This is a genomic window from Photobacterium chitinilyticum, assembly GCF_004104355.1.
In the GTDB taxonomy this organism is placed as follows: Bacteria; Pseudomonadota; Gammaproteobacteria; order Enterobacterales; family Vibrionaceae; genus Photobacterium; species Photobacterium chitinilyticum.
This window is the reverse complement of record NZ_RJLM01000005.1, coordinates 207342-220299: the sequence shown is the minus strand read 5'-3', so window position 1 is coordinate 220299 and position 12958 is coordinate 207342. Positions and strand designations below refer to the sequence as shown.

Here is a 12958-nt window from a genome sequence, read left to right as displayed (position 1 = left end):
CTAACCCGGAGATGTTATGAAAGATCTGTTTACTCCCCTCAATTTTGGCCTTGATGAAACACTCGGCATGCTCCGCGAACAAGTGAACAACTTTGCCTGCGAAGCTATCGCTCCTCTTGCATCACAAGCAGATCAAGACAATCAGTTTCCCAATCAGCTCTGGACACTCATGGGGGAAATGGGCCTGCTTGGTGTTACGGTTAGCGAGGAATATGGCGGTGCCAACATGGGGTACCTAGCTCATGTTATAGCCATGGAAGAGATTAGCCGGGCATCGGCTTCTGTCGGTTTGAGCTACGGTGCGCATTCCAATCTGTGCGTCAACCAAATCTATCGCAATGGGTCGCCTGAGCAAAAAGCAAAATATCTACCCCCATTAATTACAGGCAAGCATGTCGGCGCCCTCGCGATGAGTGAACCCAATGCCGGATCGGATGTTGTTAGTATGCAGCTAAAAGCTGAACGCCTAGGTGACAACTTCATCCTCAACGGTAGCAAAATGTGGATCACAAACGGACCAGATGCCCAGACGTTTGTTGTATACGCAAAAACAGAGCCAGAATCAGGATCGCACGGGATTTCAGCTTTCATCGTTGAGCGAGATTTCGTTGGTTTCAGCCATGCGCAAAAACTCGACAAACTCGGCATGCGTGGCTCCAACACCTGTGAACTGGTATTTCAAGACTGCAAGGTACCAGCCAAAAATCTACTTGGCGAACTGAACAAAGGCGTCAACGTTCTGATGAGCGGACTGGATTATGAGCGTGTCGTCCTAGCTGCCGGGCCTTTGGGGATCATGCGGGCCTGCCTTGATCTCGTCATTCCCTACATCCATGACCGAAAACAGTTCGGTCAGTCAATTGGCGAATTCCAGCTTGTTCAGGCCAAGGTTGCCGATATGTATACCCGGACCAATGCAGCTCGTGCCTATGTTTACGCTGTTGCGGCAGCTTGTGACCGAGGCGAGAGTACAAGAAAAGATGCGGCAGGCGTCATTCTTTACAGTGCTGAACTGGCAACACAATTGGCATTAGATACCATCCAGCTTCTTGGTGGTAACGGCTATATCAACGAATTTCCAGCCGGACGACTGCTCAGAGATGCCAAACTGTATGAAATTGGAGCTGGGACTTCAGAAATTCGCCGGATGCTTATCGGAAGGGAACTATTCCAAGAATCAAAGTAAGGACGATGCTTGATGGCAATTATTCAAACCCATGTTCATACCAATGAACCCCAATTCAAGCTAAACCAGCAGAACATGGCTGAGCTGGTCGACGAGCTTCATTCTCATGTTCACCACCTTCTGCAAGGTGGCGGAGAGCCCGCGACTTCACGACAGAAAGAAAAAGGGAAACTCCCCGTCAGACAAAGAATTGACGTGGTATTGGATCCCGGAAGCCCATTTCTCGAAATCGGACAGTTCGCCGCTTGGCAGGTTTACGATGAGGAGATCCCTTGCGCTGGTGTCGTTGCCGGGATTGGTCGGGTCGAAGGGATTGAGTGCATGGTGATTGCCAATGACCCAACGGTTAAAGGCGGTACATATTACCCCCTGACTGTTAAAAAGCACCTCAGAGCACAAGAAATCGCCGAGCGATGCCATTTGCCCTGCATTTACCTCGTCGATTCCGGAGGTGCCAACCTGCCTCATCAGGCCGAGGTTTTTCCCGACCGAGATCATTTTGGTAGAATTTTTTTCAATCAGGCACGAATGTCAGCCAAAGGGATCCCACAAATTGCCGTCGTTCTCGGATTATGTACGGCTGGTGGCGCATATGTCCCCGCGATGGCCGATATTTCGATTATCGTCAAACAACAAGGTACAATTTTTCTCGCAGGGCCTCCCCTTGTTAAAGCTGCAACTGGTGAAATTGTCTCGGCCGAAGAACTCGGTGGTGCGGATGTTCACTGTAAAACCTCCGGCGTCGCAGACTATCTCGCTCAAAACGAGCATCATGCACTCGAACTTACCCGGCAAGCAATTGCCAGCTGTCACCTTGACATTCAACCCGAGAGTCATGGTCGAGAGCAAGGTCAAGGTCACGTCCTGCCACCCCGCTACTCTTCCGAGGATCTCTTTGGCATTGTCGGCACCGATTTGCGAAAGCCCATAGATATCAAGGAAGTTATCGCTCGCATTGTGGATGATTCTGCATTTGATGAATTCAAGGCTTTATATGGCGATACGCTTGTCTGTGGCTTTTCCAAACTATACGGACACCCCATCGGCATCGTTGCCAACAACGGTATTTTATTTTCAGAATCTGCCCAAAAAGGAGCGCATTTCATCGAACTCTGCGCTAAACGAAAAATCCCCTTGCTGTTCCTGCAAAACATTACCGGCTTCATGGTAGGGAAAAAATATGAATCTGAGGGAATTGCCAAACACGGCGCAAAAATGGTGATGGCCGTGTCCTGTGCCGACGTACCCAAATTTACGGTGATTATCGGTGGATCATACGGAGCCGGAAATTATGGCATGTGCGGGCGAGCCTACAACCCAACAATGATGTGGATGTGGCCCAATGCCCGGATTTCCGTTATGGGTGGCGATCAGGCTGCTGGCGTTATGGCACAAGTGACCCGCGATATCAAAGCGCGCAAAGGCCTGGCCTGGACAGAAGACGAAGAAGCCGCTTTTAAACAACCTATCCGCGAAATATATGAAGAACAAGGCTCGCCCTACTATGCCAGTGCCAGACTATGGGATGACGGCATTATTGATCCCCGGCAAACACGGGATATCGTCGGTATCGCTTTATCAGCGTCACTGAGAGCACCAATACCCGAAAGTCAGTTTGGTATTTTCCGGATGTGATTATTGAAAGATCTTCCGAAGAGTTTCTGGACAGTTTTGAAATGTGTCAGGAGACATTCGTCTGACTAAGGCCATCAAAGGAGATAAACATGAGCCAGCATCAATATGGAACTAGCCAGAATAGCCAACAGACTGAAACCTTGCATATCAAGCCCGACGCTAATGTATTGTGCACAATTAGCAAAGCAGGTATTGCCAACATAACATTGAACCGAACCAGCAAACATAATGCATTTGATGCCGATATGATCAATACCTTACTTTGCTTCCTTTCCCAGCTAAAACAACGCCATATAATTAGAGGGCTTATCCTTAGCGCCAATGGCAAGCACTTTTCTGCCGGTGCCGATTTGCAATGGATGAAGTCGATGGCAAGTAAAACTGTTGATGAGAATAAATCTGATGCCCTTAAGCTGGCTGAGTTGTTATTTAAACTTGATAACTTTCCAGCTCCGACTATTGCTCACGTTCACGGAAGTGCATTTGGAGGAGCCCTGGGACTAATTTGCTGTTGCGATATAGCGATTTCGGATAGTGAAGCTCTGTTCTGCCTCAGTGAAGTTAAGCTTGGCCTGATCCCTGCTACCATAGGGCCTTATATGTGCCGAACTATCGGACAGCGGCAAGCTCGGCGCTACATGCTGACTGCAGAATGTTTTGATGCCGATACCGCACATCAACTCGGCATTATTCACAAAATGACAAACTCCCCCAAAGAAGCAAGAGAGCTTCTCTCCCAACTCACAAACCAACTACTGAACAATAGTCCGGCAGCGTTGGCACAGGCCAAGAAACTGTGCCAATTGTGTGATAGCCACAATATAGATTCAGAACTAAAAAAGAAGACCAGTGCACTGATAGCCGACATACGTGTCTCACCCGAAGGGCAAGAAGGACTTGAGGCTTTTTTTACCAAACGACCACCAGCATGGAGCATCAAGAATGAGTAAGATTACGGAAGCAAAAGTGGTCACGGCACCAGTGGACATCACCCGCCTGCTTATCGCCAACCGAGGGGAAATTGCTTGTAGGATCATAGAGACAGCCAAAAAGATGGGCATAGAAACCATTGCCATATACTCTGAAGCGGATAGACAAGCAAAGCATGTCAAAATGGCCGATTACGCTGTTCTGGTTGGCACACCACCAGTGGCGAACTCCTACCTCAATATTCCACGGATTATCGATGCAGCAAAAACACTGGCAGCCGATGCTATTCACCCGGGCTATGGGTTCCTGTCAGAAAATACGTCATTTGCCGAGGCCTGCCTTAGCAATGACTTGATATTTATCGGTCCCCCAGCTACTGCAATGAAAGCGATGAGTTCTAAATCAGATGCCAAAACGATTATGGAACGAGCCCACGTCCCGTTAATCCCCGGATACCATGGTGAAGACAATACAGTAGAAATATTATCAGCCACGGCCAACCAAATTGGCTACCCTGTTCTGCTCAAAGCGGCGCTTGGTGGTGGTGGAAAAGGGATGAGGATTGTCGAATCAGCAACTGAGATGCCCGAAGCTATAGCCAGTGCCAAACGTGAAGCTCGAGCATCATTCGGGGATGACCTGCTGCTAATTGAGAAATACCTTGTCGGCCCCAGGCACATTGAAGTTCAGGTATTTGCCGATCAGCATAACAATACAATCTATCTTTCCGATCGTGATTGCTCTATTCAACGTCGACATCAAAAGATTGTTGAAGAGGCGCCAGCTCCAAAGCTTTCGGAAACCCTTCGGCATGCTATGGGACAGGCCGCTGTAGAGGCCGCAAAAGCAATTGGCTATATCGGCGCAGGTACCGTCGAGTTTCTGCTAGATGCATCTGGTCAGTTTTATTTCATGGAAATGAACACCCGGCTGCAAGTCGAACATCCAATTACCGAACTGATTACCGGGCAAGATTTGGTTGAATGGCAAATAAATGTTGCCAAAGGCATACCACTACCGCTTAGCCAAAAACAAGTTACCCATCACGGGCACGCAATTGAAGTTAGAATCTACGCTGAAGACCCGGGCCAAGATTTTCTTCCATCATCTGGTCATATTCATTACTTAAGAGAACCACCCAAACAAAGCAAACATACAAAGGTCAGGGTTGATTCTGGCATTTTACAAGGAGACACCATCACCTCTTTTTATGATCCTATGCTGTCTAAGCTCATTGTATGGGCCACGACCAGAAGCTCTGCTATCACGACATTATCTCAAGCTCTATCCAACTATCGCTTGATTGGCCCTGCAACTAATATCGATTATTTACAACAGATTATCAGTCATCCAGCGTTTAAAACCGCAAACATCAACACCCACTTTATAGAGCAGTACCAAGCCGATCTTAACGACAACTTGTCGCCGGTTTTCGATTTCAATGCTGTCGCTACTAATGCAGACGCTCCCCAAGCACTGACCGTCCCAAAGCTTGTTTTATTCGCGGCTATTTCGGCAATCCACCTGGAAGGCTTCTTCATTCATTGGCGTTTAAACCAGTCTTCATGTCAGGAAGTATCCGTTAGTCACTCACACGGGGAAAGATACCGACTTCTTTTTCAGTTTCCTTTTGCACAACCACCGACATTAGAGAATCAACCGAATGATGCCAAGCAAATCATATTAACCCGAGTAGAAATTAACGGTCACTCTTATGACATAACCCCACTAGTGCTTCACTTGATTTCTGATCGAGTTATTGAAGGCCGCCATGACTATCAGATCGAAATTGATGGTAAAAAGAACAACTTTACTCAAATTGAGTGTCTGGGAATGAAGCACGTTTATTATCAGACTTGGCATGATTGTTTTCTTATCGGAAACGACACAGAACACCTTCATACGCAACAAGATGAAGGCAATCAGGCGATAGCACCACTTAATGGCATCGTCACAGCTCTTCTTTGTCAACCGGGTGATAACGTCGACAAAGAGCAACCACTACTCATTATTGAAGCCATGAAAATGGAGTACACAGTTAGAGCTCCTTACGAAGGTACTATTGCAGATGTGCTATTTGCCATAGGGGATCAAGTCGAGCATGGCGAAATGCTTTTACGCATCGACGCGGCAGGATCAACCACCAATGGAGGTCACTGATGGCCGTTTTACCAGCACATGTCACCATTGTAGAAGTTGGTGCCAGAGATGGCCTGCAAAATGAGGAGCGAGTGACAACAGCCGACAAAGTTAACTTTATTAATCTACTTTCAAAAACAGGCCTCAAGCATATAGAAGCCGGTGCATTCGTCTCGCCCAAATGGGTACCGCAAATGGCCGACTCACAATCTGTGATAACCCAGATCGAACGCACTTCGGGTATCATTTATTCAGCATTGACACCCAACAAGCAAGGCTTAGAACTCGCCATTCAGTCTGGCATCGATCACGTTGCAATATTTGGCTCAGCCTCGGAAGGATTTAGCCAGCACAACATCAACTGCTCTGTAAGTGAAAGCCTGAAACGGTTTGAGCCTGTGATGTTATTAGCCAAACAATACAATATTCCTGTCAGGGGGTACCTGTCTTGTGTCGTTGACTGTCCTTTCGAAGGTCCAACCCCTCCAGAAAAGGTGGCGTCGGTTGCCAGAGAAATGATTGATCTTGGCTGTTATGAAGTATCGTTGGGAGACACCATAGGAACCGGCACCCCACTCCGAATAGCTACAATGCTCGAATCAGTAAACCAAAACATACCCATCAACCAACTCGCCGTGCACTTCCATGACACCTGGGGGCAGGCACTTGCCAATATTTACCAAGCACTCAGCATGGGGGTCAGTGTCATCGACAGTAGCACAGCCGGTCTTGGGGGCTGTCCTTATGCCGATGGGGCAAGCGGAAACGTCGCAACAGAAGATGTCATCTACCTTTGCCAAGGGCTTGGAATCGAAACCGGTATTGATTTAAACCAAGTCGCCGAAGCAGGCTGGGACATATGTCAACGACTAGGCAAGTTGCCTTCGTCAAAAGTCTCACTTGCCATCAAAGCCCGGCAACAACGACTAAAAGAACAATAAAAGAACGACAGTTACTTCGATCATAGTAACCATCGTCAAAGACTAACGAGATGCCGCTATTCAATAGTAAGTAAGTACCATGTACCCAAACTATTGCTCAGATCTTAAAAATCGTTGTTCGGCTTCAAGCTCATTCACTGCACGCCATATTTTTTGCTCTCTAGATTGATGCTTCTCAAAATTATTAGTAATCCCTTCAACACTAAGCTCATCCATTGGGCCAATATATTGTTCAGCATACCCAGAAAACAGTTTTCTAAACTCTTCGATTGTAGGCAAACAGTTATTATCTTCCTCAAAATCTTCAAAAATATCATTAACCGTGAGTGATATGTCTCTCTTGATTCCATCAAAGTCCGAACTATCCATCGTATTTTTACTCCGTAAATAATCCTGTACTCCAATGTACAGATTTTTAAATCAGTTAAAGTGTAGTTGATATTTTTGACCTATGACTTTTTTGCCATTCTTTAACAATCAAACTGCAATTAAGTGTAAGGCTATGTTTTTAAATAAATTCACAGTATTCAGAGATAGTTTCAGATGAGTGATACAGGGCAGAAAAGTTATTTTTTTAGCAAAACATCTCATTTCCCAAGAGGTGCGTTTCATCACCATGTACCATCTTTCAAGTGAACTACACTTATATTATCTCTGTTTCAAAAGCTTATCAGTAATACAAAGAGGTGAGAAAGTGACAAAACCGTTTCATTATCACCAAAGAGAGAAATGTCTTCAGGCAACAAGCTCAATAACGAATTCATTTAAATACTCATCCCTCTTCTTTGGTATTTTGATCACTAATCCCATTCTGGCCGAGGAATTGCCAACAAAAGTAACCTCACAAGAACCTGTATATAAACCATTCAAAGAACCCCCAACTGAACCATTAACCGATAGCACATTTCAGTCGTGGGTCGACGATACACAACTTTCGATCTCCGATAGTATTCAAGAATATGGAGCCTCATTTGACCACTTTGTTGGGAAAAATGAAGATGAGGCCCCCATGAGCAATCGGAGCTACCTACGCATTCGGTTAAAAAACCGTTATACACATCGTGAAGATTTCGATCCCGATGCAAGTGTGTACTTAAAGTTAGATCTCCCCCACACAAAGAAAAACTGGAAGTTAATATTTGAAACAGATCCTGATGATTTTGACCGGCTAGAAGACAAAGAACGTAGTATTAGTAGTAACAGTGCTAATGGCCTGAATAGCCCTATCGGGGGAGTCCGTCTTCAGGGCAGAAAGCTGGGCGAATGGAAAACAAATATAGATCTTGGCGTTAAACTAAAATGGCCTTTGGACCCATTTGCACGTGCAGATCTCCGGCGTGTTGATCAAATTAGCTTCAACTGGACTAGCCGATTTAAGCAAGAGATTTTTTATTACCACTCCAAGGGGCCCGGAAGTTTGTCATCACTCGACCTATATTATTCACGTAGAGATGACCCTTCGACAATACTAAAGCTTAGTTCAAACTTACAATACCTTGATACCGATAATAACTGGGAATATGTACAACAAGCAGAAATTATTGATCGGGTTAATGACTATAACCTGGTCCAGTATTCAATAGGAATTAGTGCAGATTCAAGGCCAAGTTACTCCATTACCAACTCCTGGGTATCGGTAGGTTGGAAACATCGGCTATATAAGCAGTGGCTGTATCTTACCATCACGCCAGAACTCGATTTTCAAGATAAATTCAACTACAAAATCAACCCAGGAATAATGGTAGAGCTAGAGCTTTTTTTCAGCTCAGACGGTGGTATAGACAGATTAAAAAGAACAATTCCAACACCCTAAACTTATACACGAGAACTGATGACTTAGAAACGATCGCTTGATAATAAACGGCAGCAACTCTAAACTACCATTTAATTCAAAGAGATACTTACGCCAATCGTAAATGAAGACGCCGACAGTTCATCAAGGCCAACAAGCGTACTTGCTTCGGCATAACCATGCCAGTATTCATTAAATGCTCCAGAAAGCCCCAAGTGCATGCGGCCATAAACAGCATCATCAGAATTTACAATAATAGGCAATACACTACCCGAATGGTCAGCTTTTAACTGGCTAATAATTCGCTCGGATCCACTATCAATATCATAATGCACATAGCCCCTAACATACGGCTGAAAGATACCTAAACTAGAATGGAATGGATGAGAAATACTCACACCAGTGATTAGCATTGTTGATTCAAGATTATTTATATTATCAACTTTCGAGATAAGATAATTGGAGTTTCCCTTTGACAGGCGCTCTGTGTAACGATCTGTATCTGAAAGGGTATATTGGACACTACTTTCGAAAGCAATATTTAAATAATTGTAATCAACAACATACCCCCCTCCCAAAGAGAAAACCCAAATATCAGAATCCGCTTCAGTCGTATCATTAATAACACTATCACTGTAATGAGTAATACGACGCTCGATATCTGTATCCATTAGTGCATAACTAGCGGTAAAATCAACATACCAATCATCACGGAAATAACTAAAATACCCTGAGGCGACCAAACCATCGACATCACTCTCAGTATTTTGTTTCTCATTTTCATCAAACGGTAATCCAAGAGCTAAACCAAACAAATAATGGTCATTCAATAAATAATCACCACCTAATGTTAGCGAGTAACCTTCCTGTTCCTGACTTCTTGAGTTAACTAGCATTGAGCTTTCATTGCTAAGTATGTGGGAGTTTACTCGGAAGTATGCGCCTAATCGGGAGTAATTTTGCTCACCGAGATAACCCGTTTGATAAAGCGTTAACTCTGAATATTGACCATTATAGGTAGAGGGCTGTGCATTAAGTTTAGCGGCAGTACGCAAATTGTTTGCCCGCAGCCCCATTTCGCTATTATTGGTTGCAATAGGCGAATACATCAAACCTTGGCCGAGACTATATTGGCCGATATCACTTGAATCAGGTTTATCTCCTCTGATATCACTCGCCAGCGTCATTAACTCTGCAATAGCTTTATAGACTTCCGCTGATAACAGGCTTGTCATCGATTCTTGTGACTCAGTGTTCGCAGCACTGACCTCTTGATGATTCAACAATATACCTGCTACTAAGACCGGTGTAACAAGCCTTATCAGATTTGTAGACATACCCACATCCCCCAATAATATTGCCCTCCACCACAGTCGGATTCTTAAAATTATAAATCGTGATGGAGTCATAAATCAGTATAGGAAGTGCGCCTGTTTCGTCGTGTCGCAAAAATGACCATATCGGTAAATTTTCAAACAAATTTGTCCAATTACAATAATTAGTGCTAATCGTCATTATAAGCTTACGTATTTTATTGAAATACTGTCGGTTTTTACCAGTGCTGTAACTAGCTTCTATATATATTCTGTGGCAATATTTAACATTCATGTCATATGATTTTTCAGGAAATCAATACGTTGTTTCCTGTAGATTCCTTTAGCAGCTAAGCCACATTCTTTTTGAGCAATACAAGCATGCCTGATAGCTACATCCCTACACATACAGTTCAACTCGGCAAAGTCCTTCAGTTTGATTGCTCGTCTAAGCAACTGTTCAACAATCAGCAAACCATTGAGCTCAATCGTTCAGAACGCGAAGTGCTATATAGTCTCGTAATTAACTCTCCTCGTATGGTTTCGAAAGCAGAATTACTCAAAGCTGGCTGGGCGAGAAAAGAAGTCGCACCAACATCTCTATTTCAGACAATTCGAAACCTCCGCATAAAACTCAAAGAGGAAGAGAAAGGGCAAATTATCGAGTTAGTCCCCAAGTTAGGCTATAAAATCATCGTTACGCCTTATGTTGAGTCCGTTCCTCCCCAAAAAAGTGTTGATAAAAAAGAAGGAAAACCACAGCGCAGCACTAAGTGCTCTATTTTTTTTACCTTAACCGTATTCGTTGTCTTAGCTCTGTTCAGCCTTTACAACCACTACCCTGCAGAGCAGTTCTACCACCAAATCATTACTGATGATGATAACAATACCGTTGTACTGTTATCTAGGAACGAAGACAATCTTGCCTATCTTCGGGATTACAGCAATCAATACATAACCCCAAAAGATATACGGAATAAGATCTTCTTCATGGCGAAGTCTGATGAGAATTACTCAATTGCTTTCTGCAATAAGACCAAAGAGAATTTCTGTGACCCCGAATCCGCTCGTGCTGTTACTTTTAAGCATTTTGATCTTAGTGCTTTTTGGCCACTACTAACCGAAGAATCAATGGCAATAGGTGCTATGTCCGTCTATGAAAGCGATACAAAGATAAAAGCATCAGCTAAATCATATAATTTATATCTTGAGAACGGCAATATCTCTCCGAATTTGTCTCAATACTTTATTCAGAAGAAAGAACAAAACACGTGGAAATTCACAGGAATAAGCTACCGAATGAACAAAGACAAAGCGGAGTTTGTCGCCATATCTTTCAAAGGAGGCCAATTCACGTTAATAGATACATCGTTAGAGCCATTTATTGCGACAAGCAAAATAACACCTGAATACTTCTATTGGATCAATTCTAAAGAAGAGCTCTCAAAAATGGGCATCAAACTCCCTGGCGAAGTTAAAAACTATGAGAACAGCTTGTACACGAAAGCTGTTGGGTATGATAATTACATGCTTTACAGACAAAGAGGGCTCTTTCTTTGGTACTCTTCCGAGGTGGGGTTTTACTGGTTTAGTAAACAAGGTGATGAAGACTCAAACTTCAATGAGTTTTTTCAGTTCGCAAAATGCAAAGACTACCTTCAGCTTAATCGAGACCCGGAGTGTAACTAAGCATACGGTATTATACCCAGGCAACCTCAAGATACAGACGAGTTTACTTGGGTATTGAGTAATTCAGCTATACTATCCATTACATCAGGTAATCTAAACAGACCACAACGAAATGCAAATATCAAATGAATCGGTATTTTTCCCTATTGCAGCTTTTGCACTGATGAATCCCTCCAAGCTGAAGTGATGCGAATTTCCAATGAAAAATGCTCGAACCCTCTCGACCAAGTAAATAACGTCCCCGTTCCAACTAGTTAATATCAGTATTCCCGCTGAAAACTCCAATAATATGTGTTGCTATTTCAGTGGCGCTTGTTAAATTAATGTAACAGTATTTTTATTGGGGAGAATGCCGATGAGGCGTTTCAAACGAGTGTTGTTCACCACATTGCTCTGCTTACAGTCTTTCTTTCACTTGGCCTATCCGCTAATGGTTGGCTTAAGCATTCTCGGTGCCACACTAGGCATCGTCCTAATGTTAACCCCTTCGAAAGTTGAGAACTCCAGCCAACTTATATGCCTGAGCTTTGCGCTGGTTGGAGTTTACCTTGCTTTAGTAAAAAAACACTATTCACAGATTCTAGCTTGGGCTGATACACGTAAGAGCCAGGTAATTCACATTCGCAATAAAACTAACTTATTCTACAAATAGTTCACACCCAAAAACGTAATCACGCTTATTAGCCCTAACCTAGTAATACTTTACAAGCAGCGTTGGTGTTTTATTACGTTTCAGCAACTACTTAGCCTGCCTGCGAGCCAATAGCGCTTCAATATTTACCGTTAGCTGATCAATTTTGTCATCAATACGGTCTAAACGGTCATTATCAATTCCAACAACTCTCTGCACTAATTGGTGAGCACGTTCTTCAATTGAAACAGAAGTATGGATACGAGTAGTGTGAATTCGTTCCTTAAATTCTGATTCAACACTGCGGCCATCTTCAACTAATTCATTAAACATGTTTTTGCTTTTGCCGGATAGCTGATCAATTTCATCAACACTCTTGGCATATGCGCCCAACCCTGCCAACCAAATGCTGTGATAACGTTTCTTTTCTTCCCTTGATTCATCAGATGCAGCTTTAGTAATGTTCATTATCCTGTCCTCATTCATACAATATCAACTGCCATCCATGGTATGAGATGACTCCTTCGTAACAAGATAATAGTTTCAATTAGAGTCTTCTCACTAAAATTGCGTATCAATAAAAGATTGAGCAATTGATGTCAGAGTAAGTCAGCACCAATACGAGGCTCAAAGTCATACAGGGGGATGCAGGGAGAGGGATAAGGGTGAGGTTTGCCGCTCGCCCTTATCTCTATCGACTTA

The 12958-nt window shown here is 43.7% G+C and carries 10 protein-coding genes; 7 read left to right on the top strand and 3 right to left on the bottom strand.

The features are described from left to right. Nucleotides 1–16: 16 nt before the first annotated feature. The 5 genes from EDI28_RS14040 (at nt 17) to EDI28_RS14020 (ending at nt 6831) form a co-directional block, all read left to right on the top strand. Nucleotides 17–1186, top strand: coding sequence for an isovaleryl-CoA dehydrogenase (locus EDI28_RS14040; RefSeq protein ID WP_128784512.1), 1170 nt, complete (start codon nt 17–19; stop codon nt 1184–1186). A gap of 12 nt (nt 1187–1198) precedes the next feature. Next, on the top strand, nt 1199–2821 hold the full coding sequence (locus EDI28_RS14035) for a carboxyl transferase domain-containing protein (RefSeq protein WP_128784511.1): 1623 nt from the start codon (nt 1199–1201) through the stop codon (nt 2819–2821). Nucleotides 2822–2910: 89 nt separating this feature from the next. Beyond that, a complete protein-coding gene (locus tag EDI28_RS14030) occupies nt 2911–3771 on the top strand; it encodes an enoyl-CoA hydratase-related protein (protein WP_128784510.1) in 861 nt (286 codons plus the stop codon). Continuing rightward, the gene (locus tag EDI28_RS14025; protein WP_128784509.1) at nt 3764–5911 is read left to right on the top strand and encodes an acetyl/propionyl/methylcrotonyl-CoA carboxylase subunit alpha; all 2148 of its coding nucleotides are present in this window, start codon (nt 3764–3766) and stop codon (nt 5909–5911) included. The genes EDI28_RS14030 and EDI28_RS14025 overlap by 8 nt, the downstream gene beginning before the upstream one ends. After that, nucleotides 5911–6831: a hydroxymethylglutaryl-CoA lyase gene (locus EDI28_RS14020; protein WP_128784508.1), complete on the top strand. Its 921-nt coding sequence runs from the start codon at nt 5911–5913 to the stop codon at nt 6829–6831. The genes EDI28_RS14025 and EDI28_RS14020 overlap by 1 nt, the downstream gene beginning before the upstream one ends. A 90-nt stretch (nt 6832–6921) precedes the next feature. On the opposite strand, the gene EDI28_RS14015 is transcribed toward EDI28_RS14020, so the two are convergent. Continuing rightward, entirely contained in the window at nt 6922–7200 is a 279-nt protein-coding gene (locus EDI28_RS14015; protein ID WP_128784507.1) for a hypothetical protein, read from the bottom strand. Between the two features lie 325 nt (nt 7201–7525). On the opposite strand from EDI28_RS14015, the gene EDI28_RS14010 reads away from it, so the two are divergent. After that, entirely contained in the window at nt 7526–8644 is a 1119-nt protein-coding gene (locus tag EDI28_RS14010) for a hypothetical protein (RefSeq protein WP_199287431.1), read from the top strand. Nucleotides 8645–8715: 71 nt separating this feature from the next. Here EDI28_RS14010 and EDI28_RS14005 read toward each other — a convergent pair whose 3' ends face one another. Continuing rightward, nucleotides 8716–9960 (bottom strand): autotransporter outer membrane beta-barrel domain-containing protein, encoded by a 1245-nt coding sequence (locus EDI28_RS14005; RefSeq protein WP_128784506.1) that lies wholly within the window; start codon nt 9958–9960, stop codon nt 8716–8718. Nucleotides 9961–10317: 357 nt separating this feature from the next. Here EDI28_RS14005 and EDI28_RS14000 point away from each other — a divergent pair, with 357 nt between their 5' ends. Continuing rightward, nucleotides 10318–11625 (top strand): winged helix-turn-helix domain-containing protein, encoded by a 1308-nt coding sequence (locus EDI28_RS14000; RefSeq protein ID WP_128784505.1) that lies wholly within the window; start codon nt 10318–10320, stop codon nt 11623–11625. A 739-nt stretch (nt 11626–12364) separates the two neighbouring features. Here EDI28_RS14000 and EDI28_RS13995 read toward each other — a convergent pair. Further along, nucleotides 12365–12724 (bottom strand): phasin-related domain-containing protein, encoded by a 360-nt coding sequence (locus tag EDI28_RS13995; RefSeq protein ID WP_128784504.1) that lies wholly within the window; start codon nt 12722–12724, stop codon nt 12365–12367. Nucleotides 12725–12958: the final 234 nt, after the last annotated feature.